This window comes from Sphaerochaeta associata (genome assembly GCF_022869165.1).
Classification (GTDB): Bacteria; Spirochaetota; Spirochaetia; order Sphaerochaetales; family Sphaerochaetaceae; genus Sphaerochaeta; species Sphaerochaeta associata.
The window spans coordinates 1,158,897-1,183,759 of record NZ_CP094929.1 but is presented as its reverse complement, the minus strand read 5'-3'; the positions used below and the strand labels follow the sequence as shown (position 1 = coordinate 1,183,759).

Genomic DNA, 24,863 nt, shown 5'->3' with positions numbered 1-24,863 from the left:
CTCTCCTTACTCTCATTCGCCCGACGGCTCAACGCCGTCTGCGATTAATTTGTATTCTATACTATCACTGAGGGCAAACCAGCTTGCCTCGATGATGTCCTTGCTCACCCCGATGGTGGACCAGCTCTCCTTTCCATCAGTCGATTCTATGAGAACCCTGACCTTGGAAGCCGTAGCCCCGGCTGAGTCGAGCACCCGCACCTTGTAGTCGGTCAGATGTACGCTCGTAAGGGTCGGATAGAACTGCTCCAGCACCTTGCGCAGGGCACGGTCGAGTGCGTTGACAGGGCCTTCGCCCTCGGCGGCGGTAATGGCACTCTCCCCTTTGACTTTTACCTTCACCACCGCAGCGTGGGTTGCACCGCTCTGTGGGTCGGCGTAAGGGCTGCTGCCGATGGTCTGGTAGTGCACCAGTGTAAAATAGGGGCGATACATCTTCAAATGCCGCCTGATCACCAAGTCAAAAGAGCTCTCCGCCCCCTCGAACTGATACCCCTCGGCTTCAAGACGCTTCAGCTCATCCATCAGGCTGACGGTCACCGGATCGTCCTTGTCCAGGTTCGGGGCAATTCTTGCAATACGCTTGAGCATCAGGGCACGGCCCGCCACCTCGCTCATCAAGAGCCTGCGTTCATTGCCGACGACCATCGGATCGATATGCTCGAAGGAGTGCGGATTCTTCTGCACCCCGTCGATATGCATGCCGCCCTTGTGAGCGAAGGCGCTCTTGCCGATGAACGGGGCATTGCCGGAAATTCGCACATTGGCGACCTCGGCAACCCGGCGGCAGATGCCGGTAAGCCGCTCAAGGCTTTCACCGCAGAGACAGTCGCAGCCAAGCTTGGTTCCCAGGATGCCGGCAATGGAGGCGAGGTTTGCATTGCCGCAGCGCTCGCCGAAACCCAGCAGTGTTCCCTGAACCTGCACCACGCCCGCCTCTACTGCGGCGATGGACGATGCAACAGCACAGCCTGCATCATCGTGGGTGTGGATGCCGAAATCGACATTCGGGAACAGGGCAATGGTTTCCTGGGTGATTCGCTTCACTTCGGAGGGGATCATGCCCCCCCGGGTCTCGCACAACACCAAGGTGGTGGCTCCTCCTGCAAGGGCCGCCCTCAGGGAAGCGAGGGCATACTCCTTGTTAGCGACATAGCCGTCAAAGTAATGCTCCGCATCGAAGAAAACCTCGGACCCGCTCTCGGTGATGAAGCGGATTGAATCCTCGATCATCGCAAGGTTCTCCTCGAGTGTGGTGCGGATGATGTCCGTCACATGGAAGTCCCAGCTCTTGCCGAAGATGGCGACACAGGAGGTGCCTGCATGAACCAGGCTCTTCAGGTTCGGATCGTCCTCGGCTTTGGTATTTCTTCGGCGGGTAGAACCGAAGGCAACCAGTTTGGCGTGCTGCAAGGACAAATCCTTGGAGCGGAAGAAAAATTCCAGATCCTTTGGATTCGAGCCGGGATTCCCAGCCTCGATGAAACTGACCCCCAGCGTATCCAGGGCCTGGACGATCTTGAGCTTATCCTCGACGGAGAAGCTGATGCCCTCGGCCTGGCTGCCATCGCGCAGGGTGGAGTCAAACAGTGCTATCTTACGCATCGCCTCTCTCCTTTTTCTTGTCGGAGTGAGTGCTGAGCATGTCGTTGTCGAAATTCGGAGGAGTGGTCGGCTTGAGGCTCCCCGTCTGTCCAGCAACAGTCTCATCCAGCATGCGGTTCACCGCTGCAAGGCAGGACAGAATGGATGCTTCAATGACGTCGGTGCTCACCCCCCTTCCCCGATAGATGCCATGGCCGTCGCTGATTTTCACAAAGACCTCGCCCAATGCATCGCGATGTTCGGTTACAGCCTGCAGGCTGTAATCCTCAAGGCTGAAAGGATGGCGGATGATTTTCTCCACCGCCCTCAGTGATGCATACACCGGTCCGGTGCCGCATGCCACTTCCTGGAATTTCTTCTCACCCTTTCGAAGCGTGACACAGGCGGTGCTGGTCATCATATTGCCGCTGTTGACCACAAAACTCTCCAGCTCCCAGATGACCGGTGAGCTCTGGCTTGCATTCTCCACCAAGGCGATGAGGTCGCGGTCGGTGATGGTCTTCTTGCGGTCGGCGAGGTTCTTGAATTCGGCAAAGAGATTTTTCGCCTCTTCCTTGCCGAGGGTATAGCCCAGATCGGCAAGACGCTTCTCAAAAGCGTGCTGGCCGCTGTGCTTGCCGAGCACCAGGCTGGTGTTCATCACTCCCACGCTTTCAGGAGTCATGATCTCATAGGTGAGGCTGTTGGCCATCATGCCGTGCTGGTGGATGCCGCTCTCATGGGCGAAGGCATTCGCACCGACGATGGCTTTCGAGGGATTCGGTTTGACACCGGTGATCTGGGTCAACAGGCGCGATGAGCGGATGATCTCTTCTGTCTTCACATTGTAAGAGAAGGGATACTCGTCGCTTCGTGTGCGGATGCCCATGATCAACTCTTCGAGCGCGGCATTGCCGGCCCGTTCGCCGATTCCGCATACGGTGCACTCGGCCTGCCTTGCTCCGGCTTTCAGCCCGGCGAGACTGTTGGCGACCGCCAGACCAAGATCGTTGTGGCAGTGCACGGCGATGATCGCCTTGTCGATGTTCGGCACCCTGTTCATCACCGTCCCGACCATTCTGGTCATGTCATCGGGGGTGGCATAGCCGACCGTATCGGGCAGGTTGACCACCTTCGCTCCGGCCTTGATCACCTCCTCCACCACCTTGCACAGATAGTCGAGGTCGGTGCGGGTGGCGTCCTCAAGGGAGAACTCCACGTCGTCATTAAGGTTGCGTGCATACGATACCATGGCCTTGGCTTTTGCAAGGGCGTCCTCTCGGCTCATCTTCAGCTTATACTGCAGATGCAGGTCGCTGGTGGCCAAAAAGGTATGGATCCTGGGCCGTTTGGCGAGCTTGACAGCTTCCCAGGCGGCATCGATATCCTTCTCCAAAGCGCGGGAAAGAGAGGCGACCACGGTGTGTTTCAGCTCCCTGCTGATCGCCTGTACGCTGGCAAAGTCGCCGGGGGACGCTATGGCAAATCCTGCTTCCAGGATATCCACACCTAGAGCCTCAAGCTGGAGTGCCATGCGAATTTTCTCATCAAGGTTCATGCTGTAGCCAGGAGCCTGTTCGCCGTCTCTGAGTGTGGTATCGAAGATGTAGATTCTGTCTTTTTCCATAGTGTCCTTCCCGGTTTTCGTAGTTTTAATTGGTTATTTCTTCAACCAGCTCATCAAAGAGCGGAGCTTCTGTCCGGTCTTCTCCAACAGGCTTTCGCTCTCAATGCGCTTCTTTGCATTGAAGTAGGGTCTGTTGACCTGGTTCTCCAAGAGCCAGTTGCGGGCGAATGTACCTTCCTGGATATCGGTGAGTACTCCCTTCATCGCCTTCTTTGTGTCGTCGGTGATGATCTTGCTGCCGGTGATGTAATCGCCGTACTCAGCGGTATCGCTGATGGAGTAACGCATGTAGGACAGACCGCCCTGGTTGATGAGGTCGACGATAAGCTTCATCTCGTGACAGCACTCGAAGTAGGCCATCTCGGGTTGGTAGCCTGCCTCGACAAGGGTGTCGAATCCAGCCTTGATCAGGGCGGTGACACCACCGCAGAGCACAGCCTGTTCGCCAAAGAGGTCGGTCTCGGTCTCTTCCTTGAAAGAGGTTTCAAAAATGCCTGCACGTCCGGCACCCAGACCTTTTGCATAGGCGAGGGCGATGTCGCGTGAGTCGCCGCTGGGATCCTGATGGATGGCGATCAGGGAGGGAACCCCCTTGCCTTCCTGGAACTGGGTGCGGACCGTATGACCCGGGCCCTTGGGAGCGATCATGATTACGTTCACATCGGCAGGGGGCTTGATCTGCCCGAAATGGATGTTGAAGCCGTGGGCGAAGGCAAGATACTTGCCTGCACTCAGATTGGCTTCCACGCTGTCGCGGTAGATCTTTGCCTGCTTCTCATCGGGGAGCAGCAGCATGATGACCTGTGCCATGGCACTGGCCTCCTCGACGGTCGCGACCTGAAGTCCGGCTTCCTCTGCAATCGCCCAACTCTTGGAACCCTTGTACAAACCGACGACCACATCAACCCCGCTCTCATGCAGGTTCAATGCGTGTGCATGCCCTTGGCTGCCGTATCCGATGATGGCAACCTTCTTTCCATCAAGCTTTTGGAGATCTGCCTGTGAATCATAATACATTGTGCTCATTGCTTCCTTTCCTTCGGCCCACCGGCCTTGTTATGGTAAGCGCCCTTGGGGCGTTGCGTTTAGACATCATCCTCGCTGTAGCTGATCGAGCTGAGAGCCCGCGAGCCGCGTTCGAGGGCCGTGATACCCGTCCTGGCCATCTCAACAATACCGTACGGCATCATAAGATCGAGGAAGGATTGAATCTTGTCCAAGCTGCCGGTCATCTCAAGGGACACCGTGGAAGCGGTGACATCGATGATCTTTGCCTTGAAGATCTGGGCAAGCTCCACCACCTGCGAGCGGCTTTCACTTTTGGTGGAGACCTTGACCATGACCAGCTCGCGCTGCAGGCTCCGCGTCTGGGTCATCTCATACACGCGCTTGACATCGATGAGCTTGCCCACCTGCTTCTTGATCTGCTCGACAACAGGACGGTCGCCGCTGACTACGATGGTGATGCGGCTGACCGCCTCGTTCTCCGTTTCTCCGACCGACAAGCTGTCGATGTTGTAGCCTCTTCGGGAGAACAGGGAGACGACACGCATCAAGACACCGGGGTGGTTGTTGACCAGGATGGCCAGTGTGTAGCGGTTTTCTGTACTATTCATGTGATGTTTGTCTCCTTCGTATGGTGTTTGGGTATAAGCGATTGCTCCCCAGGCTTCAATTGGGGGCTCTTCGTCCACGGTCCATGCAGGTATCTCACTCTGCAGCCGTGGTCAGAGAATAATTAGGCTTACTACGATAATGAGGAGGGTAATGAGGGAGATGAGGGGGAGGAGGATGGTGCGTCCAAGAAGCAAGGAAAGAGCGGCATGCGAAGAATCAGGTGTGCCGAAACAGAACTGAGAGCAGTCCTGCATCTTCCATTTCCTTTCAATTGTCCGGTGCATTGCCTGCACCTGCTTGGTGAACGCGTTCACGATACTCTCCTCAATGAACGGCGATGGGCCGTTTCTTGTTTGTAGCTCTCTTTTAGGATTTCTGTCAACCCTTTATACAAAAAACAGTATGTTTATGCAGTAAAAATTCCTATAAGTCGAAGTTATTGCTCTCCCACCCTATTGCAGATACACTGCAGGCATGGACAGCAAACCCAACTTCTGGAGAAAGCGAACGCTCTTCGGAAGACTACTCATCTACTTTCTGATCGTCCTCATCGTACCGCTCGGCCTCTTTTCCGCCTATTATGCACTAATCGGTGGAAGAAACCAAGAGAGGTACCTCACCGAGCAGACTATGAATCTGGTCGCCGTAGACGCTGACAAAGTATCCTCTGTTTTAGAGGACTACCGGCATAAGGCCTACCAGCTCTCAACCAATCCTCTGATCGTTCACATTATGGAAGAGGACAGGCTGGAGGCTAACTCCACCATCAGCCGGGACCTCTACCAGCTGTTGTTCAGCGTGATGCGCGGGGACACCTATCTTGCAAGTGCAAACATCGTCAGCAATACCGGAAGGGTGCGCATCAGCACCCACACCTTCCCCGATGTCTATGACTTGCGCTATCACGGCAACGACTGGGACATGAACTCGATCATCAGCCAGAATGCGAACATCTCCCCGACGGCCAGCATCATCAGCATCCGGGGCCATCGGATGGCCGACAATGGAAGACAGGTGGTTGCTTCTATCCTCAGACGCATTTATGACAGCGAGGGTACGAACCTGGGATACCTGGTCATCGACATCTATGCCGAAGCCCTCAGCAACCTGGTAAATACCGAACGATTGCTCGGCGATGTACTGCTGATCGACAATCGTGACTTCTATGCTACCAGCCTGGTGCACACCGAACGCTTCGGAACCTTTGACAAATTTCCTTCGCTTTCACAGCTCAAAGGCGACTACTCACGCAGGACCATGCATACAGGAACTTCGATTGTCTCCATCACGCCGATACACGGCACGACGTTGCATCTGGCGGGAAGCGTCAGTGCAGCACCCTTCCAGGAGAGCCTGGACCGACTGCTTTATGCATTCGGCCTTACCATGGCGGTAGGAACCCTTCTGGCAATGGGCTTGTCCTTCCTGTTCTCCCGTTCCATCGCCAGGCCGATCCGCAACCTTGCCTATCGCATGGGAGAGGTTGAACAGGGCAATCTGCAGACCAAGGCGGTAAAGAGCCGAATCTGGGAGTTCGCCCAGCTCGAACACTCATTCAACATCATGGTACAACAAATTGCAGGGCTGCTCGAGCTCACCCGTGAGGAGCAGGAGAAACTCAGCGAGGCCGAACGGAAGGCCCTTGAGAGCCAGATGAACCCGCACTTCCTCTTCAATACACTGAACACCATCAAGGCTCTTGCACGAATGCATGGAGAAGAGGACATCTATACCATTACGGTGAAGCTCGGGAAACTGCTGCGATCGACAATCGACAACCATGAAAGCGAGTGCACCCTCGAACAGAGCATGGCCCTGATCGACTCCTATCTGACCATCCAACGGCTGCGCTTCGGCTCCAAGCTGAAAGTGCAGACCTACCTCGATCCCGGCTGCGCTTCCGTCAAGACACCCAAGCTGATCATCCAGCCGCTGGTGGAGAATGCCATCATCCACGGCCTTGAACCGAAAGTCGGAGAGTGGAAGCTATCGGTCAGGGTCGTTAAGCTCTCAGGCCGGATTTTCATCACCATTGAGGACAACGGGATAGGATTTCCACCAGGAACGCTGCCGGACAACCTCGATGAACTTGCCAACTCGACACACGTTGGTGTATACAATGTATATAGAAGATTGTTCCTTACCTATGGTAAGCAGATGACTTTTTCCTTGACCAGCAAGGTCGGGGAAGGTACGACGGTGAACATATCATTCCCGGACGAAACAAAAGAGAGGAAATAGGCTATGAGCTATAGTGTGGTATTTGTAGAAGACGAACAAATCGTCCGTGAGGAAATAGTCTCTTCGATCCGCTGGGAACTGTTGGGATTGAAATTGGCAGGAACCGCCGCCGACGGCCTGGAGGGGGAGCAACTGATCAAACGTGTCGAGCCGGACATCGTCATAACCGACATCCGCCTTCCCGCCCAGGACGGGCTTACCATGCTCAGCCACTGTCCGGTCAACCATGCCATCATCCTGACCGGCCATACCGATTTCAACTACATGAAACAAGCCATCCGACTGGGTGTGTTCGACTACCTGCTCAAGCCCATCGACGACGAGGAGCTGGAAGAAACGCTGGCCAACCTGGTCAAGAAAATCCAGGAAGAGGACAAGGATTTCGAGCAATTGAAAAAAGGAACGAGTACCGCCGCCGAGTTGATCGCCCTTCCGCGCAACGTGAACAACCATGTCATCGATGCCACAATCGCCTTCATCGCCGACAACTATGCAAACCCGGTCGGCCTGCAGGAGGCTGCCTCCTACCTTGAACTCTCCGAGAGTCATCTTTCGCGGCTGTTCAAGGAAGTGACAGGACTTAACTTCCTCCAATACCTGAACGCGTGGCGGGTGAATAAATCGGTGGAGCTCATGAAGGATCCGAAGAAGAACATCGGTGAGATCGCAACCAGTTGCGGCTTCCCCACCCCCGGCTACTTCGCCAAGATCTTCAAGCGTTTCACCACCAAGACCCCTACGCAGTTCCGCGACGAGCTGGGCAGTCTATAACACGAAGGAGAAGGCCGAAGAGAGCCGCTCGGAGGCCTCTCTTCCCCCTTTGTCTGCGTAGAGCAGGCTTGCCAGGCCGAAGCTTCGCGCCCGCTCGATGTTCGGTTCATGATCATCAATAAAGTAAGCTTGCTCGATGGGACACCCCTCACTCTGAAGAATCTGCATAAAGAAATGCCTCGAGGGTTTTGTGGTGCGCATCAGATGTGATGCATACACCTCGTCGAACAAGGAGAGGGCTCCCATCGCATCGAGTATCCTCCAATGAGGGTCGATGGTGTTGGAGGCACATACCACCCGCTTGCCTGCCGCTCTCAACTTGGCAATCAAGCTGATGATCTCATCATTGAAAACCGGCTCGAAGGCATCGTAGAAAGGATCACCTTCCACCTCCGTCCCAAACACCTCTTTCACATGGGCCCAATACTGTGCGCTGGAAAAAGTGCCATCCATGAGGGGGAACTCATAGTGCAGGTAGTCGGTGAAAAACTCCTCTCGATCGAGATTCCAGCGCTTGGCAATCTTGTCGAGCATCGTAATGTTCTTCACCACGACATTTCCCATATCAAAGAGGAACAGCGAACAGGGATCGGGGATGGTCGAATCCACCCAGGACAGATGAGGCAACAGAGAATCGAGCCCGAACCGCCCGTGGGCAAGCATCGAGCCCATGCCCAATCGTTGAGCTTCCTCGACGCTGTCCGCCCTGTCGGTGACAAGCAGACAGCGGTTCATCGGACAATCCAAACGCTGCAAGGGAAATGCATCCAGCCGATCGGTGAACTGTTGCAGCACCTCTTGGGCGGGATGACCTGAAGAAAGATCGGTGCAGAGCCTGTCGTACATACTCAACCCTTTCTCGATTCGTAGATGGCCGACCCGCCGATGAAATACTTGGTCAGCGACATAAAGAGGATGAACATGGGAATCGAGGCAAGCAGGGCTGCGGCCATCATCGCCCCTTCATCGGTGCTGCGCTCAAGAGCGAACGAGGAGATGTACTGGGGGATGGTCTTCATCTTGTCACTCTGGCTGACCAAGAGCGGCCACAAGAGGTTGTCCCACTGGCTGCGGAAGGAGAGAATCAACAAGGTAGCGATAACGGGCTTGCAGTTGGGAAGCACGATGCGCCAATAGATTCCGAACTCACCCATGCCGTCCACCCGCGCTGCATCCAGGAATTCGGTGGGGAACGTCGTCAAAAATTGCTTCATCTGGAACACCCCGAAGGCACTTACCAGGAAGGGAAGAATAAGACCGATATAGGAGTTCTGGATGCGCAGTGCCATGACAACCATGTACAGGGGAATCATGATGGCTTCGAAGGGAATCATCATGGTCGCCATGATCATCATGAACACGGTGTTGCGGCCTCGGAAGCGGAACTTTGCAAGTCCGTATCCGGTGAGGCTGGCGATCAGGACGGTGGTGATGGCAACCGAGGTACTGACGATCAGCGAGTTGGAGATATTGCGCACAAAAATGTAGGTCTTGTCGTTGCCTTGGATGGCCTTTGCAAAGTTCTCCCAAGCGATGCCCTCGGGAATCCAGGTGTAAGGCATCTTGAGAATCTGGCGGCTGGTCATCATCGATGCACTGACCATGAAAATGATGGGCATCAAGGTGAATGTCAACATAACCAACAGGACCAGGTAAATGCCGATTTTCGGCAGGGTGAATCGTTTTTCTATCTGCATCCTGTCCTCCTAATATTCCACATTCTCACTCTTGGTGGTCTTGAACTGCAGCAAGGTCAGCAACAGCATCATGATGAACAACACGACGCTCATGGCACTTGCCCTACCAAGGTACTGTTGTTGAATACCGGTAACATAGATGTTGAACGTAATTACGTTGATCGGGGCTCGGGGCGCTCCATTGGAGTAGAGCATGTACTGGGTGCTGAAGGTCTTCAAACACTGCAGCATAGCCATGACCGAAACCAGGACCACCGTCGGCTTGAGCAATGGCAACGTGATGCGCCAGAACACCTGGTTCTTGGTCGCCCCATCGATGGTTGATGCTTCGTAGATGGTGGGAGGAATCGAGGCAAGGCCGGTAATGAAGAGAATCACAAAGTAGCCGATGTACTTCCAGAAGTAGATGACCATGGTGGAAACCTGCTCCATAACCGGATCGACGAGCCATCGGCGGTCAACACCGGGAGTGTTCATCAGGGCGTTGAGCCACTGGTTCCCCAACCCGCGCGGGTCGAAAATGATCATCCAGATGGTTGCTGCAACAACGCTGGAAAGGATGGCCGGAGTGTAGTAGGAAATCTGCAGGAATTTCTTGGTCTTGTTGCTGGAAAGGTTGCTGATGAATACAGCCAAGATCAGGCTGACGATCAACAATGGAATGAAGGTTCCCAGCGTAAAGACCAATGTGGATTTGAGACTGTTCAGGAAAGAGAGGTCGCTTGCGGCCCTGCTTGGATCGAAGAGCCTGATGTAGTTGCCCAGCCCAAGGAACTTCGGGGGTAGCTTGCTCAATGCGCGCTTATCAAAAAAACTGGTATAAATGGCATTGAAAATTGGATAAAAACTGAACAAGGAGAAGAAAAGCATGGCCGGCAGAACGAAGACAAATCCCCATCGAGCCTGCTTTCTCTCGATACCCCGATATTTTCTCATACCCATAATGTTCTCCCCGGATGCGTAAGGATTAAAAGAGAGCGGTCCTGTCGTACAGGCACAGGACCGCAGAATTATGAACGTTTACTGCTCGTCGATAATTTCCTGAACAGAAGCTCTGAGAGTGGCAAGCGCCTTTTCAGGACTTACGCCGCTGAGCATGACCGATTCGACTGCATTGCGAATCTGAGTCTGGACCTGAGGTGAGTTTTCTCCGTAGTAAATCATGTGTGAGCGGGCCATATCATCGATGAAGACCTGGCTGTAGGGCATATTCTTCAGCGTATCGGAAGCAAAGAGGGCTTTGGTCGGCTGAATGATGTTTCCACCGCGGGTCAGGTACTCCTCACCGTGGCTGAGCAGGTAGCCGGAAAGCTTCCAAGCTGCCTTCTGAACGGCAGGATCGCTGTCGGCATTGACCATGAAGAAGTGGCCGTAGTAGCAAGCTGCAACATCTCGAACGGCATCCTTGAAGGTAGGATACGGGATTACCATCCACTCGCCGCTGTTGAAGAAGGCAGGATTGTCTTTCTCGATTCTGCCCTGCTGGTAGAGACCGGTATGAGCCATGGCGATGTCGTTGTTGTCCTGGTTGAACAGGTTACGTGCATTCTTGTAGGTCGGTGAGCCGAGGTTGCGACCCGACGGTCCCCACTGCTGCATGTAGGTAAGAGCCTTCAGCCAAGCTTCATCACCAATAATGGCCTTCTTGCCGTCAGCGCTGAGTAGGTCGCCGCCAAGCTGTTCCACCATGGGAACAAAGAACGTCAAATAGTACGGATAGCGGAAGTCATAGCCGCGGCGGATGAGGATGTCGCCGTCACGAATCGCCAGCTTCTCGGAGATGTCAGCCATCTCTTCCCAAGTCTTGGGGTAATCCTTTTCAGGATCAAGGCCGGCGGAGCGGAATACCTTCTTGTTCAGGTAGATGGACCAGTTGGTCAGTTCCAGTGGGAGACCATATACTTCACCATCGACGGTGACGGTATCCAGCACGCCGTCCATGTACTTGTCCAAGAGATCCTGCTTGTTGGCATAGCCTGCTGCCTGATAATCGACCGGGGCTACACGACCGTTGGAAATGTAGGAATACTGGTTTTCGATCGGCAGGTTGAACATGTCAGGACCCTGATTGGCAGCGAAAGCGGTCTGCACCAGCTCAATCTGCTTGACCGAGGCCTGGGTGGAGCGCACGACGGTGATGTTCGGGTTGTCCGCCATGAATTTGGCGATGAGCTCGGTTTCGAGCTGGGTTCTGGCCGGATCCTCATGGGTCCAGTACTGGATGGTTACGGGCTTGGTTTCGTCGACGGCTGTTGCCTTCGACCCCTGTGCGAACAGGGAAAGAGGAAGCAGCAATGCGATGAGTAAAACAACGATGAACGTCTTTTTCATGTGAGACCTCCTAAAGTCTATCTACCTTCAGTCTAAAAGGCTTTAGGGAATTCACAAGAAAAAGGTTTTGTGTTTATGCATGCGATTTTGTGTAGTTGGACAAGAATGATGGAAAGATAGCAGAAACGAAGCACCTGTATACAAGATTCAGGATGACTCGCCACGATATGAGCGCAAAAACGAAGCAAGCTTTTCCATGGTTTCGCTGGAGATGTCATGCTCGATCAGACACGCATCCTGCTCGGCGATGACAGCATCGACACCAAGCACATCCTTGAGAAAGCTGGTAAGGGTCTTGTGCCTGAAATATACCTGGGAAGCCTTGAGCCTGCCTTTCTCGGTCAAGTGGATATCCCCGTATGTCTCCTGGTTCACATACCCTTCGGAGGCGAGCACCTTCATGGCACGATTGACACTCGGCTTGGACACACCCAGGCGCAGGGCAACATCGGTTGTCCGTACCTTTTCATGTTCCTGGCTGAGAGCCAATACGGCCTCTAGATAATCTTCACCTGACTTGTGCATGTGGTGATGGTATCATGCCTCAAGCGATTTGTCATCGGAAGAGATAAAAAACCTTGACACAAATGTTTGTATTAACTAACTTATAGGTGAGGGAAAAGAAAGATGCAGATGACAATGGACGAACTGACCGTAGGTCAAAAGGGAGCTGTCAAGGCAATCAATGCACCAAAACAACTCAAACGAAGACTTATGGATATGGGCTTCACCAAAGGGGTTGGCGTTGAGGTAGTCAAGATGGCACCCATGGGCGATCCGATGGAAGTTTCTTTGCGTGGATACCATTTGTGCCTCAGAAAAGCTGAAGCCCGTGCCATTGAATTAAGATAGCATATGCAAACAATTGCTCTCATCGGGAACCCCAATTGCGGGAAGACTACGCTCTTCAACACCCTTACAGGCACCACTGCGTATGTCGGCAACTGGCCTGGTGTCACCGTGGAAAAGAAAGAAGGGGTGGTCAACGGACACCGAATCCTCGATTTGCCTGGTATATACTCCCTTTCCCCCTACTCCCCCGAGGAGAAACTCTCCAGACGGTATATACTCGATGAACAGCCCGACCTGATCATCGATGTCATCGATGCAACCAATCTGGAACGCAGTCTCTACCTGACCACCCAGCTGGCCGAGCTTGGAAGACCGTTGCTGCTTGCCCTGAATATGGAGGACCTGCTTGAAAAGGAGGGTATCCGCATCGACGGGAAGCGGCTTTCGCAGATGACAGGCTGTCCTGTTGTACAAATATCGGCAAGCAAAGGAACCGGCATATCCAGCCTGTTGGAAGAGATCGAGCGATCGCTGCGAGAAAAAAAGCTTCCCATGCAGCCGCTCTTTTCCAACTTTGTTGAACGGTACATCACGACCATCATCACCGACGACTATCTGCATCTCATACCCAAAGGGAGGCAGATGCGATGGGCGGCGATCAAGCTGCTGGAAGCGGATGAACTCTTTCTCTCCTCCATGCCCGCTCCGCCCCAGGCCTTCCAAACCTATATAGAGCAGGCACGCAAAGACTTGACCGAGCACTACGACGACGATGTACAGGCAATCATCATCGACCAACGATACAAAGTAGCCGAACATATCGCAAAGGATTGCCAGATCAAGACGAAAAAGGAGAAACAGTTCAACTTCGACAACCTTGCCACCAGCAAGTTTGGAGCCATCCCCCTGTTCATAGCCATTATGGCAGCAGTTTTCTACCTCTCCATCGGATTGGTGGGCGGTTATACCACCGGCTGGCTCGAGTCGTTCTTTGCTTTCGCTTCAGCCCACATCCAAACCTTTGCAGATGCAATGCAGGTACACCCCCTGCTGTCCGGCATTCTGGTGGACGGCATCATTGCAGGAGTGGGTGCGGTACTGACCTTTGTTCCCCAGTTGTTTGTGCTCTTCTTGTTGCTCTCCATCCTGGAAGACTGCGGATACATGGCACGCATCGCCTTCATCATGGACCGGTTGATGCGCAGCATGGGCCTGTCGGGCAAGTCGATCATCCCCTTGGTGATCGGCACCGGCTGCTCGGTCCCCGCCATCATGAGCAGCAGAACCATCGAGCACCAGAAACAACGGGAGTTGACGGTCATCGTCACTCCCTTCATACCCTGCGGAGCGAAAATGCCCGTATTCGCCCTCATGCTTACCTACTTTTTCCCCGGCAAATGGTTCATCGCCCCCCTTATCTACCTGCTGGGAATCGCAGCGGTGGTCATCACCGGCCTTCTGGCGCGCGCCTTGGACAAGCACAAGGAGACCAACGCCTTCATCCTGGAGCTGCCCCGCTACCAGATTCCGGCAGCCAAGAACATCTGGTTGCAAACAAAGGACCGTACCTTGGGCTTCATTGAAAAGGCGGGAACCATCATTTTGCTCTCCTCGGTCATCATCTATCTGCTCTCATCCTACTCCTTCACCTTGCAGGCAGTGGATGCAGAGCAGAGCATGCTCGCCATCATGGGCAGGCTCATCTCCCCGCTGTTCGCTCCGCTGGGATTCGGCTTCTGGCAGGCAAGCGTCGCACTTCTGACCGGAATAGCAGCCAAGGAATCTATCGTCAGCACTCTGAGCGTCACCATCGGGACATCCTCACTCTCGGCCTTCTTCACAGCCGACACCGCCCTTGCCTATATGACGTTCATCCTCCTCTCATCGCCTTGCATTGCAGCCATCAGCGCCATGTTCAAGGAGCTTGGCAGTAAACGCAAGCTTCTCTTCGCGGTCCTCTGGCAAACCGGATTCGCCTATGTTGCAGCGTTGCTCATCCGCTCTGCAACCCTTCTATTTCTGTGAGGTCAGCATGCTTACAGCCATCATTTCGAATACCATCGTCGCCCTCGTCATCCTCGCTCTCATCACCTTTGCCATTAAAACCCTGCGAAAGCACAGCAAGGAAGAGGGTTGCGCCTCCTGCGGCACGAAAAAGAACAGTGCCTGCAAGGGGTGTAAATTTGCGGATTCCTGTCACTGACATATACAACTATTGAATATTTATACAGAAAGTCTGGAATTTTCCTCATTTTACGGGTACACTCACCCAAAAGAGAGCACATGTAGTTCGTAATTGAGGAGAAATAGCAATGAAACGATGCACTGTTGTACTGTTGGCCCTGCTTTTGGCAGGCGCAAGTCTGTTCGCCGCCGGCACCAAGGAACAAGCTCCTGGTGGAGACAACTCCCTTGACAAGGTACTGAGCAAGGGTCAGTTCGTCATGGGACTTGACGACAACTTCCCCCCGATGGGCTTCCGCAATGAAAAGGGTGAAATAGTCGGTTTCGACGTCGACCTTGCCAAGGAAGTAACCAAACGCATGGGCGTCACCCTCAAGCTCCAGCCGATCGACTGGAATGCCAAGGAACAAGAGCTGAACACCGGCAACATCGATTGCATCTGGAACGGCTTCACCATCACCGAAGAGCGTAAGCAGGCCATGACCTTCACCCCTCCGTACATCCACAATGCACAGGTTGTCGTAGTTCGCGATGACAGCCCCTATACCACCCTCGCATCGCTGAGTGGAAAGAGCGTGGGCTATCAGGCGGGATCCTCGGCCTCCAGCGCCATTGATGCTTCCCCCGAGTTCAAGAAGTCCATCAAGACGTTCGTTGAATTCAAGGAAAACCTGACCGGCCTCATGGACCTTGAGATCGGCGGCATCGATGCCTTGGTTGTGGACGTCACTGTTGCAAACGACAACATCCAGCGCAGCGGAAAGGCCTTCAGGATCCTCAGCGAGGAACTCGCTCCCGAAGACTACGGCATTGGATTCCGCAAGGGCGATCAGAAGCTTGCTGATGCTGTTTGGGATCAGCTGCTCGCCATGAAAGCCGACGGTACATTGGCCAAGATTTCCAACGCATGGTTTGGCTCTGACATCACCGTTGTCGGAAAATAAGGAAAACAGTATGATGACGGGGAGCATTGCTCCCCGTTTCTTTTTTCCTAAGGGAACTATCCAATTTATAGGAGACTTGCATGGGAAACCTCTTGCTGCAGATGTTGGCGGCAACCGTCGTCAGTCTGAAAATATTCGTCCTTACGTTGCTTTTCTCACTTCCATTGGGGTTGCTGGTTGCAAAAGGCAGGATGTCCAAGAATCCGGTAATCTCAAATATGGTCAATGTCTATATCATGATCATGCGAGGAACCCCCTTGATTCTGCAGCTGTTGTTCGTCTATTTTGCGCCTTACTATATCTTTGGAGCCTCCTATGACCGTTTCACCGCTGTCATCGTAGGTTTTGTCATCAACTATGCTGCATATTTCGCAGAAATCTACCGGGGGGGCATCCAGTCCATTCCGGTCGGCCAGTATGAGGCGTCATTGGTACTGGGGTTCTCCAAGGCCCATACATTTACCCATATTGTCGCACCTCAGGTGGTGAAGCGAATCATTCCCGCCATGGGAAACGAGGTGATCACCCTGGTCAAGGATACAGCCTTGGCGCAGACCATCGGGGTTGCAGAGCTGTTCAGGGTCGCCCAGAACGCATCGGCAAGGCAGTTCTCCACCATGCCCATCTTTATTGCAGGGGTGTTTTACTTCATCATGAATGCACTCGTCTCCCGCTCCTTCGATTTGCTTGAGAAGAAGCTCAACTACTACCACTAGGAGATCAGGATGGAAATCATATCGGTCGCAAACCTGAAGAAAGAGTTCGACGGTCTGGGAGTACTCAAGGGCATCTCATTCACCCTCAACAAGGGAGAAGTCCTTTCCATCATCGGCCCCTCGGGCAGCGGAAAAAGCACGTTGCTGCGCTGCCTCACCCAGCTTGAACCCATTGATGGGGGCACCATCGAAGTATGCTCCAAGACCATGGTAAGTACAACTGAAGCAGGAAAAGTCACCTACGCCGATAAACAGACGCTCAAGGCTGTGCGCCTCAACCTGGGCCTGGTCTTTCAGAACTTCAACCTCTTTCCTCATATGAGCGTGCTGCGCAACATTACTGAAGCACAGATGCATGTGCTGGGCCGCAACAAGGCGGAAGCCGAACAGGTTGCACGTGCACTGCTTGTAAAAATGGGACTGGAGGAGAAGGCAAAAGCCTACCCCTGCCAACTATCCGGCGGGCAACAGCAGCGTGTAAGCATCGCCCGCGCTCTTGCCCTCAATCCTGATGTACTTTGTTTCGATGAACCAACCAGTGCCCTCGATCCCGAGCTGACGGGAGAAATCCTGAAGGTAATCAAGGACCTTGCAAAGGAGAAGATGACGATGATCGTCGTCACCCACGAGATGTCGTTCGCCAGGGATATTTCAGACCGTGTCATCTTCATGGACGATGGATTGATCGTCGAGGAAGGAAGTCCGGACAAGCTGTTCAACGACCCGACCAATCCCAGGACGAAGCGATTCCTCAATCGATACGAGCAACCCTAACCCAGCAGAATCGAACCACTGGTGCTGTCGGTATATCTGCCGTTCTGAAAGGCAACCGTTCCATTCACCATGACCAAACGCAGACCGTTGAACGGTGCGTCGGGGTGTCCATCGTCCGAACGGTCGGCAAGCTCGACCGGGTCGAAGAGTACCAAATCGGCCTTATAACCTTTTGAAACCAACCCGCGATCTGCAAGACCAAGCCGTTTGGCCCCACAGCTTGTCATCTTTGCAATGAGTTGCTCAAGACTGAGAACCGGCTCTTGTTTCCAATACCGCTCGAGCAGATGCAGGGCCGCCTGATAGCTTCTGGGATGAGCCTTTTGTCCGGCATAGAGGGCGTCGGTTCCAAAGCACATCAAAGGATGGGAGAGAATGCGCTTGATCGAGTCCTGGCTTTGGGTGACATCGGTCATCAGAGCCGATCCCTCCTCCTGTACGAGCACGTCGAAAAACGCCTCGTACGGGTCCTGGTTGCGCAGTTGCGCCACTTCGTTCATGCTCAATCCCTCATACTGAGGATTACTGTGAAGCACCAACACCTTAATGTCATCCCAACCGCAGAGAGAAGCAATGCTGTCCCAGCCTTTGCCCTCCTCCATCATCGCCTTGATGATTCGCCTCTCGGACTCACTGCCTAGAGCAGATTTCAATTCAGACCTGCCCAGCTTGAGATAGGGAGGAGGAAGCAGGCTGAAAAGGCTTGTTGAGCCGTATTCGTAGGGGTATTGGTCGAATTGGACATCCACACCCTCAACCCTGGCCTGCTCGATCAGGGCGAGCATGGAGGGGACCAAACGTTGGTTCTTTTTCCCGATCACCTTCAGGTGGCTGATCTGAAGCTTCACCCCGCTTAGGCGGGCCAGGTCGAGCACCTCTTGTATGCTGTCCAGGATATCAGAGCCTTCGCAGCGCATATGTACGCTAAAGAGCCGGTCGAAGGACGCAACTACCGACAGCAGTGCAAGCAGCTCCTTGTGGTCTGCAAAAATGCACGGAGCATAGTAGAGGCCACTGGAAAGCCCGATACACCCCTCCTCCAGACTCTGCTGAAGGTACAGGCACATACGCCGAATCTCCTCTTCAGTGGCTGTACGATTCGCCTTACCCTCCATGGCATGGCTTCTGAGGGTGCTGTGAGCCTGCAGAAATGCTGTATTGGTGCCGCTTCCCTTCTCTTTAAGCTTTGTAAGATAGGAACTGAAGGAGGGCCAACCGACTCTGGGATAGCGTCCCAGTACATCGGATGTAAGTTCGGCGAGAAGAGAATCACCAATTTCCGCCGGAAACACCCCGATACCGCAATTGCCGGCTACCTCGGTGGTAATCCCCTGCCCGATTTTCTTTCTCATGGAAGGATTGCGCAATACTTCAAGGTCGCTGTGTCCATGGATGTCCACAAATCCCGGACACAAGACAAGATTGGTGCAATCGATTGATGCGCCGTCATCGCTGGATTGCGGAGGAAGGATGGAGACGATACGGGTCCCCTCGATGACCACATCGGCCTTAAAAGGGGAGGATGCACTGCCGTCGACCACCGTTGCATTGGAGAACACCATCATATTGACTCCTTGCCGCCAAGCTTGGAGCACTCGAACAGAAGCATCTGTTCAAGCATACGCAGTGCATTCTGATAATTTCCACGGCTTCTGGTCAGAATCATGGCTGCCTTGAACTCATCGACATGCTCGGCGTCGAAGAGGCTCGGGGGGAAGCCCGAATTGATCAATTCCTGGGCGAAGACCAGGGAGGAGAGCAACCCGTCATACCTGCCGAACGGTTTGATACGCAAGAGCTCCCCATAGAGGAAGAGGGCTCGTACAACAGGGTGCAAATGCACCCAGTCGCGATCGTATTGGACAAAGAGCGTTTCCATCTGTTGGGCTTTATCAGAATCGAGATAGACAACCGGCCCCTCATCCTCGATACCCTGGCACAGCATCTGGTACAATTCCTTCAGCCGCTGTTCACTCATCTGCGGCCGGCTTTTACCCTCAACCGGACCCAAGCCGTATTGATACAGCATTCGAATCAGAATGGAGCGGGCGTTGAGTGCGAGCAGTTGAATCTCGAAAGCCAGGGAAGGGACGAAACAATGATTGTACAGAACCGCCAAATCCTGTGGCTGGACAAGAATATCCTCGCTTGCAAAGGCGGTAAGCACATACCTGGTCACCAAACTGTGGTACGAGCGGATGAATTGCTGGCGGTCGACGATTTTTCTCAGGCTTTGCGCCTCCGCCTCGAGCCGGGAGAAATCCATGCCCCCGATCCTCAGGTCGTGGTTCTTCATGTGCCTGAGGTGCCTGCCGTCCCCGGGTTTCGGTGCGTCGGCGGGAATATTCCAGGCCCAGGAGGTCCTGAGCACACCGTCGACCCTGCCTTCAGAACAGAGGATGCGCACCCTTCGTTCGGAGATACCCCACTTCTTTGCAGCTTCCTTGGCACTTATGTACATTCTGTCACCTCACAACAACCATTCCTACTTTGGTGTAATACCATGAATACATGCTCTATGCAAGGATGGATGCACCAACAAGGGGTTTACCAAACACCTGACAATGGGGATAATTGGTTGGAAAGGGAGATCCTTTCCTACTACACCTGGGAGGGTCTTCATGGACATGTATGATGTTGTCATTGTAGGAAGCGGGCCTGCGGGCATGGGTACTGCATTCACGCTCATCAAGAAGCGACCGGATTTGAAAATCCTGATGATCGACCGCGAAAAGGTTTCGACCGGCGGCATGCGCAATGACTGCAAAATGAACTTCACCTATCCGATTGGTTTTCCGGTCGAGTATTGGACCGAAGAGGCTGCAAAACACTATCTGAATGAGGTCATCGACTTCCTCAAGCCCTCGTTCCTGGAAAAATCAAACATTGAAATCTATCAAAAGCGGGCTGAGCGCCTCGGCTGTACCCTCTTGGAGATCAAGCAGACCCACTTGGGAACCGACGGCGGCCTTCTCTTGATCAAGCAGCTGCTTGCCAGGCTCGCCGATGCCGGAGTCGAGCTCGCCCTCGGCGAAGCGATGGAGAGCGTGAATGCGCAAGACCGGTTCATCATCACAGAGAAACGCGAGATCGGCTATAAGAAACTTCTGGTCGCCCCGGGCAGAAAGGGCTTTCATTTCCTGCAGGACTTGATGCGCTCGCTCTCCATCCCCTTCATCGACAATATTGTGGACATCGGACTGAGGGTTGAGACCCGAATCGAGCATTACCCGATCGTTCGTGACTACTACGACCCGAAATTCTATTTTCCTGAGAAGGTACGGACCTTCTGTACCAACAGCGGCAACGCCCACGTGGTGCGCGAGCGCTATGCAACCAACCGTGGCGACCAGTGGTACTCGGTCAACGGCCATGCATTCGCCCCCGATGCCCGCCATGACAACGGCTTGGTCAACTTCGCCATTCTCAAGACTGTGCGTTTCACCGCCCCTCTGGCAAGCGGTCAGGCCTTTGCAGAGAACCTCGGACTTCAGGCGGCCCTCATGGGAGGAGGTCAGCCGCTCATGCAGCGCGTCGGCGACTTCCGCCTGGGATCGCGCAGCAAGGAGGCAAGCTTCAGCGGCGACCTGTATGACTTTGAACCGACGCTGAGAACGTGCTGCCCCGGGGATATATCCCTGGCTATACCTGCAAAAATACTCAGGGCCATCTGGAAGGCGATGAAGAACCTGGACACCATTGTGCCGGGGGTGCTGCATCCCTCAACCATCATGTACTATCCTGAGATCAAGCTGTATGCAAACAAACCAGCCTATCTTGATGAGAACTTCCGTGTAACCGAGGATATCTGGTTTGCAGGGGATGGAGCCGGCACCAGCCGCGGTATAACCGGGGCATGGGCCAGCGGGATCAGATCGGCCGAGGGGATGCTTGCCACCTTATAGATTGTGATGAAACCGGCTGTTCAGCCATGTAGAGGCAAGGTCCACCCACTGTCTGCATCCTGGATGCGGGGTGCCAACTTCTTCGGTGCACATGGACAGCCCATGATTTCCGCTCTCAAAGAGATGCAATTCAAACGGCACCTGCTCGCGCCTCAACGAGAGTGCGAGCAGCATGCTGTTCTCCACAGGAACCGAGGCGTCGGTGACGGTGTGCCAGATGAACATCGGGCTTGCTGATGAAGATACCTGGTTTTCCAAGCTCATCAGAGCCCTCAGCTTCTCATCACCACCGCTCACCCAGCCGATGCTCTCTTGATGTGCATATTCACCACCGGTGATCACCGGATAGCAGAGCACGGCGGCATCGGGGCGGTTGTTCTCATCCTTGATCGTCTGTTTCGAGGCAACCAGAGCGTGGTCATGCAGGATTGCCAAGGAAGCAGCCAGATGTCCTCCTGCACTGAAGCCCACGATGGCGATTCTGGTGGGGTCGCACATCCAGGAGAATGCATGCTCGCGGATCTTGATGAAGGCATCGCTTGCCTCGAGCAGCGGGTTGAGGTCCTTGGCATCCTCTTTGACTGAATAATCGAGAATGAATACATTGTAGCTCATGTTCAGGAAGTGAAGGGCTACAGGATCGCGCTCACGTTCGGAGCGGAATCGATACGCTCCTCCCGGACAAATGACAACCGACGGCCTGATGTTTCGAATCCCCCCGTCGCTGGTGATATCCTGCAAATACCCGGTAAGCGGGACCTGCTTGGGCCCCACAGCAATTTGTATGATTCTCATACCGCCTATAGTAGCACATTTTTCCTAGAGCGCCTCCAGGTATTGTGGTACCATCGAACCATGAACCAAGCAAGTATCTTCGAGCTCAGTGGGAGACCTCCCTTAAGCAAGGCCCTGCCATTGGCCGTCCAGCATGTGGTTGCCATGATCGTCGGTTGTGTGACGCCGGCCCTCATCCTGAGCAGGGTTGCAGGCCTCTCAAGCCAGGATTCCATCATCCTGGTGCAGGGAGCGCTGGTAATCGCAGCCTTGGCGACGTTCCTCCAGCTCTTTCCGATCGGACCGTTCGGGGCAGGACTTCCGGTGATCCTGGGAGTGAGCTTCGCCTACCTTCCCACCATGCAGGCCATCGCAGGCGGCTACGACCTTGCCACCATATTCGGGTCGCAATTGGTCGGAGGTCTGATCGCCGTGCTGGTCGGACTCAATGTAAAACGCCTTCGCGTCCTCTTCCCTCCCCTCATAACCGGCACGGTTGTCTTCACCATCGGTCTCTCGCTCTACCCCACCGCCATCAACTACATGGCAGGAGGGGTGGACAGCCCCTCCTACGGGTCGGCTCAGAACTGGCTGCTCGCCTTTCTCACCCTTGCCATCGTCACGGTCCTCAACCATATGGGAAAGGGTATCTTCAAGCTTGCCTCCATTCTCATCGGTATTGCCGTCGGCTACATCCTCTCCCTGTTGCTGGGAATTGTAGACTTCACCGCAGTAAGCAGTGCCAGCCTCTTTCAGGCACCCAGGCTCATGCATTTCAGCCTCCGCTTCGAGGTGGCCGCGTGCTTCTCTCTGGGAATCTTGTTTGCGATCAACTCGATCCAGGCGATCGGCGACTTCACCGCCACCACCGTAGGCTCAATGGACCGAGAGCCCACAAACAAGGAATTGAAACGGGGCATTGTCGGATACGGCTTGTCCAATGTGCTTGGATCGCTGCTGGGAGGCCTTCCAACGGCAACCTACAGCCAGAATGTCGGAATTGTAACCACCACGAAGGTGATCAACCGCTATACGCTCTCCCTTTCTGCACTTATTCTTCTCATCGCAGGTTTGGTCCCCAAGTTTTCCGCCCTGCTCACCACCATTCCCCAAAGTGTATTGGGAGGAGCGACGATCAGTGTTTTTGCCTCGATTGCCATGACCGGGATGAAGTTGGTAGTATCAGAGGAGATGAACTACCGAAATACGTCCATAGTCGGTCTATCGGCTGCACTCGGCATTGGGATTGCCGATTCTTCGGCCGCCCTTTCTACCTTCCCTGCTTGGTTTCAGACCATATTCGGAGAATCGCCGGTAGTAATCGCCACCATCGTGGCTGTCGCCTTGCATGTCATGCTGCCAAAGAGGAATTAGATGGAACGGATTATTTTGGATGTCGATACAGGATTGGATGATGCAGTCGCCTTGTTCCTTGCCGCTGGCTTGGAAGAGATCAGCATCGAGGCGGTAATCGCAACCGCAGGAAACGTAGGCTTGGTCAAGACAGTGGAAAACACTTTGAATATTCTTGAAACGGCTGGAATCAGATGTCCTGTCTACAAGGGTGCAGACAAGCCTTTGGTGAGAAAGCCGGTTGAGGCCGGTGATTTCCACGGCGAGTCAGGACTGGACGGTCCGGTTTTTGCTCCAAGAACATTCCAAAAGGTACGAGAAGAAGACGGCATTGAAGCACTCATCAGGTTGGTGAAAGCCAATCCCCACCAGATCACCATCGTCAGTGTAGGTCCCTTGACCGACCTGGCACTCGCTCTTAGCCGAGAGCCATCGGTGGCGAGCCTTTGCAAGCAGATTGTGATCATGGGAGGGTCGTTCAGCCGGGGCAATGTCACAGAGAGTGCCGAGTTCAATACCTATGCCGATCCCGAAGCCGCCGCCCAGGTCTTTTCCTCGGGAGCGAAACTGGTGCTTTTTCCGTTGGACTGCACCCGCCTTGTCACCCTCAGTCCTGCACGTTTGGCGGATTTCCGTACACGAAGCGGACTGAGCACGTCAGTCTTCAGCTCCTGCATGGATACCTATACCGCAAACTATACAAAGCGCGGACAGGGAGAACCGCAGATGCACGATCCCCTGTGCGTAGCATACCTGGTCGATCCTTCCAAGGTGGAAGCCGAGTATTGCACGGTTTATGTTGATACGTGTGAAGGGCCCACCTACGGCAAAACAACCAAAACACCCACTTCATCCGAGGGTGGCGTCCTGGTTGCCAAGCGCATTGACATTCCTTGGTTCTGGACCTTGGTGGATCGCGCTCTGGCCAATCTTCCCTAGGTCAGTGGTACGTTACCAGGCTGTCCAGACTCTGGCGAATCTTCGGCCGCTCCTCTTCAGCAGGATAGCCGAAGGTTGCAAGCAGGGAGACCTGCCATTGATCGGAACTGACATCCAGGACCCTGAGCACCTTCTTCTCATCGAAGCCTTCAATCGCGCAGCTTTGGATACCCATGGCGGCGGCTCCGGTCATCATGTTTGCAATAGCCAGATACCCTTGGCTTTTCAGCCAGCAATCGAGCCTGCCTTCCGACCTGAGAAAATCGTAATAAGGGCGGTAGTCATCGATGAACACCGACAATGGATCGGGAAAGCGCTTGCCGCGGCTGTGTACCAGATCCCCATCAGGATTGGCAAACGCTGAGGTGCGAACCAAGACGGCTAGCGTCATCGCGCTGGTCCTGACCGACTCTTGGTCAAAACAGGCATGAAACAAAGCCTCTTTTTTCTGTGAGCCTTGTACGACATGAAAAGACCAGAGCTCAAGACCGAAGGAAGTGGGAGTGAGCCTTCCGTATTCGAGAATCTTTTGGATCTCGCTGTCTTCAAGCACTCGCCGGCTGTCGTATACCTTGCAGGCAAACCGATGTTGCATGGCCTCAAGAAAATCCATC

General features: G+C 54.1%; 25 protein-coding genes. 11 read left to right on the top strand and 14 right to left on the bottom strand.

The window, feature by feature from the left end; all coding sequences use genetic code 11:
• Positions 1 to 12 precede the first annotated feature (12 nt).
• The 5 genes from cimA to MUG09_RS05410 all read right to left on the bottom strand — a co-directional run bounded on the left by cimA (position 13) and on the right by MUG09_RS05410 (position 5,142).
• Positions 13 to 1,605: a citramalate synthase gene (cimA, locus tag MUG09_RS05430; RefSeq protein ID WP_244774244.1), complete on the bottom strand. Its 1,593-nt coding sequence runs from the start codon at positions 1,603 to 1,605 to the stop codon at positions 13 to 15.
• Positions 1,598 to 3,211: a 2-isopropylmalate synthase gene (locus tag MUG09_RS05425; RefSeq protein ID WP_244774242.1), complete on the bottom strand. Its 1,614-nt coding sequence runs from the start codon at positions 3,209 to 3,211 to the stop codon at positions 1,598 to 1,600. Before MUG09_RS05425 ends, cimA begins: the two co-directional genes overlap by 8 nt.
• A 33-nt stretch (positions 3,212 to 3,244) precedes the next feature.
• Positions 3,245 to 4,237 (bottom strand): ketol-acid reductoisomerase, encoded by a 993-nt coding sequence (gene ilvC, locus MUG09_RS05420; protein WP_244774240.1) that lies wholly within the window; start codon positions 4,235 to 4,237, stop codon positions 3,245 to 3,247.
• Between the two features lie 59 nt (positions 4,238 to 4,296).
• A complete protein-coding gene (ilvN, locus tag MUG09_RS05415) occupies positions 4,297 to 4,827 on the bottom strand; it encodes an acetolactate synthase small subunit (RefSeq protein ID WP_244774238.1) in 531 nt (176 codons plus the stop codon).
• Between the two features lie 111 nt (positions 4,828 to 4,938).
• On the bottom strand, positions 4,939 to 5,142 hold the full coding sequence (locus MUG09_RS05410) for a hypothetical protein (RefSeq protein ID WP_244774228.1): 204 nt from the start codon (positions 5,140 to 5,142) through the stop codon (positions 4,939 to 4,941).
• A gap of 160 nt (positions 5,143 to 5,302) precedes the next feature.
• Here MUG09_RS05410 and MUG09_RS05405 point away from each other — a divergent pair, with 160 nt between their 5' ends.
• Both MUG09_RS05405 and MUG09_RS05400 read left to right on the top strand, forming a co-directional pair.
• Positions 5,303 to 7,069 carry a sensor histidine kinase gene (locus MUG09_RS05405; protein ID WP_244774225.1) on the top strand — a complete coding sequence of 589 codons (1,767 nt, stop codon included), beginning with the start codon at positions 5,303 to 5,305 and terminating at the stop codon, positions 7,067 to 7,069.
• A 3-nt stretch (positions 7,070 to 7,072) separates the two neighbouring features.
• A complete protein-coding gene (locus tag MUG09_RS05400; RefSeq protein WP_244774223.1) occupies positions 7,073 to 7,840 on the top strand; it encodes a response regulator transcription factor in 768 nt (255 codons plus the stop codon).
• Here the strand turns inward: MUG09_RS05400 and MUG09_RS05395 are convergent.
• The 5 genes from MUG09_RS05395 to MUG09_RS05375 form a co-directional block, all read right to left on the bottom strand.
• Positions 7,835 to 8,686, bottom strand: a complete 852-nt coding sequence (locus tag MUG09_RS05395) for an HAD family hydrolase (RefSeq protein ID WP_244774220.1) — start codon at positions 8,684 to 8,686, stop codon at positions 7,835 to 7,837. The two genes, MUG09_RS05400 and MUG09_RS05395, sit on opposite strands and share 6 nt — an antisense overlap.
• Before the next feature lie 2 nt (positions 8,687 to 8,688).
• Positions 8,689 to 9,537 (bottom strand): carbohydrate ABC transporter permease, encoded by an 849-nt coding sequence (locus MUG09_RS05390; protein ID WP_244774218.1) that lies wholly within the window; start codon positions 9,535 to 9,537, stop codon positions 8,689 to 8,691.
• A gap of 9 nt (positions 9,538 to 9,546) precedes the next feature.
• Positions 9,547 to 10,479 carry a carbohydrate ABC transporter permease gene (locus MUG09_RS05385; RefSeq protein WP_244774216.1) on the bottom strand — a complete coding sequence of 311 codons (933 nt, stop codon included), beginning with the start codon at positions 10,477 to 10,479 and terminating at the stop codon, positions 9,547 to 9,549.
• Between the two features lie 78 nt (positions 10,480 to 10,557).
• On the bottom strand, positions 10,558 to 11,868 hold the full coding sequence (locus MUG09_RS05380; protein WP_244774214.1) for an extracellular solute-binding protein: 1,311 nt from the start codon (positions 11,866 to 11,868) through the stop codon (positions 10,558 to 10,560).
• A gap of 147 nt (positions 11,869 to 12,015) precedes the next feature.
• Positions 12,016 to 12,393, bottom strand: a complete 378-nt coding sequence (locus MUG09_RS05375; protein ID WP_244774211.1) for a metal-dependent transcriptional regulator — start codon at positions 12,391 to 12,393, stop codon at positions 12,016 to 12,018.
• A gap of 102 nt (positions 12,394 to 12,495) precedes the next feature.
• Here MUG09_RS05375 and MUG09_RS05370 point away from each other — a divergent pair, with 102 nt between their 5' ends.
• From MUG09_RS05370 to MUG09_RS05345, 6 genes are all read left to right on the top strand, one after another.
• The gene (locus MUG09_RS05370; protein ID WP_244774209.1) at positions 12,496 to 12,720 is read left to right on the top strand and encodes a FeoA family protein; all 225 of its coding nucleotides are present in this window, start codon (positions 12,496 to 12,498) and stop codon (positions 12,718 to 12,720) included.
• A 3-nt stretch (positions 12,721 to 12,723) separates the two neighbouring features.
• A complete protein-coding gene (gene feoB / locus MUG09_RS05365) occupies positions 12,724 to 14,685 on the top strand; it encodes a ferrous iron transport protein B (RefSeq protein ID WP_244774206.1) in 1,962 nt (653 codons plus the stop codon).
• Between the two features lie 7 nt (positions 14,686 to 14,692).
• Positions 14,693 to 14,863 carry a FeoB-associated Cys-rich membrane protein gene (locus tag MUG09_RS05360; RefSeq protein ID WP_244774204.1) on the top strand — a complete coding sequence of 57 codons (171 nt, stop codon included), beginning with the start codon at positions 14,693 to 14,695 and terminating at the stop codon, positions 14,861 to 14,863.
• A gap of 109 nt (positions 14,864 to 14,972) precedes the next feature.
• A complete protein-coding gene (locus tag MUG09_RS05355) occupies positions 14,973 to 15,788 on the top strand; it encodes an amino acid ABC transporter substrate-binding protein (protein WP_244774202.1) in 816 nt (271 codons plus the stop codon).
• Between the two features lie 80 nt (positions 15,789 to 15,868).
• A complete protein-coding gene (locus MUG09_RS05350; RefSeq protein WP_244774200.1) occupies positions 15,869 to 16,504 on the top strand; it encodes an amino acid ABC transporter permease in 636 nt (211 codons plus the stop codon).
• 9 nt (positions 16,505 to 16,513) lie between these two features.
• Entirely contained in the window at positions 16,514 to 17,278 is a 765-nt protein-coding gene (locus tag MUG09_RS05345; RefSeq protein ID WP_244774198.1) for an amino acid ABC transporter ATP-binding protein, read from the top strand.
• Here MUG09_RS05345 and MUG09_RS05340 read toward each other — a convergent pair.
• Together MUG09_RS05340 and MUG09_RS05335 are read right to left on the bottom strand one after the other, a co-directional pair.
• The gene (locus MUG09_RS05340) at positions 17,275 to 18,843 is read right to left on the bottom strand and encodes an N-acyl-D-amino-acid deacylase family protein (protein ID WP_244774196.1); all 1,569 of its coding nucleotides are present in this window, start codon (positions 18,841 to 18,843) and stop codon (positions 17,275 to 17,277) included. The two genes, MUG09_RS05345 and MUG09_RS05340, sit on opposite strands and share 4 nt — an antisense overlap.
• Entirely contained in the window at positions 18,840 to 19,739 is a 900-nt protein-coding gene (locus MUG09_RS05335; protein WP_244774195.1) for a Fic family protein, read from the bottom strand. The genes MUG09_RS05340 and MUG09_RS05335 overlap by 4 nt, the downstream gene beginning before the upstream one ends.
• A 160-nt stretch (positions 19,740 to 19,899) precedes the next feature.
• Between MUG09_RS05335 and MUG09_RS05330 the strand changes: the two genes are divergently transcribed.
• Positions 19,900 to 21,183, top strand: a complete 1,284-nt coding sequence (locus MUG09_RS05330) for an NAD(P)/FAD-dependent oxidoreductase (RefSeq protein WP_244774194.1) — start codon at positions 19,900 to 19,902, stop codon at positions 21,181 to 21,183.
• Here MUG09_RS05330 and MUG09_RS05325 read toward each other — a convergent pair.
• Positions 21,178 to 21,978, bottom strand: coding sequence for an alpha/beta hydrolase (locus MUG09_RS05325; RefSeq protein WP_244774193.1), 801 nt, complete (start codon positions 21,976 to 21,978; stop codon positions 21,178 to 21,180). The genes MUG09_RS05330 and MUG09_RS05325 overlap by 6 nt on opposite strands.
• 60 nt (positions 21,979 to 22,038) lie before the next feature.
• On the opposite strand from MUG09_RS05325, the gene MUG09_RS05320 reads away from it, so the two are divergent.
• Both MUG09_RS05320 and MUG09_RS05315 read left to right on the top strand, forming a co-directional pair.
• Positions 22,039 to 23,331 carry a uracil-xanthine permease family protein gene (locus MUG09_RS05320; protein ID WP_244774192.1) on the top strand — a complete coding sequence of 431 codons (1,293 nt, stop codon included), beginning with the start codon at positions 22,039 to 22,041 and terminating at the stop codon, positions 23,329 to 23,331.
• Positions 23,332 to 24,249 (top strand): nucleoside hydrolase, encoded by a 918-nt coding sequence (locus MUG09_RS05315; protein WP_244774191.1) that lies wholly within the window; start codon positions 23,332 to 23,334, stop codon positions 24,247 to 24,249.
• A 1-nt stretch (position 24,250) separates the two neighbouring features.
• On the opposite strand, the gene MUG09_RS05310 is transcribed toward MUG09_RS05315, so the two are convergent.
• On the bottom strand, positions 24,251 to 24,862 hold the full coding sequence (locus MUG09_RS05310; protein ID WP_244774189.1) for a nitroreductase family protein: 612 nt from the start codon (positions 24,860 to 24,862) through the stop codon (positions 24,251 to 24,253).
• Between the last annotated feature and the right edge of the window lies 1 nt (position 24,863).